1 protein-coding gene is annotated in these 461 nt (G+C 64.0%); it reads right to left on the bottom strand.

Going from position 1 to position 461, the window contains the following annotated elements:
- Positions 1-47: 47 nt before the first annotated feature.
- A partial coding sequence (locus tag ACU8YC_RS27150) for a class II fructose-bisphosphate aldolase (RefSeq protein ID WP_446896280.1) occupies positions 48-461 on the bottom strand: 414 nt, incomplete at its 5' end.

Genomic DNA, 461 nt, shown 5'->3' with positions numbered 1-461 from the left:
CTTGCCCGGCCGGCTCGCTCGCGGGCCGGCCAGGTCGTACTACAGACTCAACTCACCACTTGCGCGAGGTCGCGCGCCTTGTACTTCGCGGCGATCTTCTCGAGCGGCACCGGCTTGATCTTCGCCGCCTGGCCCTCGCAGCCGAACGCAAGATAGCGCGCGACGCAGATCTTCTTCGCCGCTTCGCGCGCGGGCTTCAGGTAATCGCGCGGATCGAACTTGCCCGGATTCTCGAACATGTAGCGGCGGATCGCGCCCGTGATCGCGAGACGCAGGTCGGTGTCGATGTTGACCTTGCGTACGCCGTACTTGATGCCCTCGACGATCTCCTCGACCGGCACGCCGTAGGTTTCGCCGATCTCGCCGCCGTACTCGTTGATGATCTTCAACCACTCCTGCGGCACCGAGGAGGAACCGTGCATCACCAAGTGGGTATCCGGGATGCGCGCGTGGATTTCCTT

The sequence above is a fragment of the Citrobacter sp. VF227 genome, from assembly GCF_052950715.1.
Note: the sequence above shows the minus strand (reverse complement) of the source record. Positions and strands in the feature narration are given on the sequence as shown.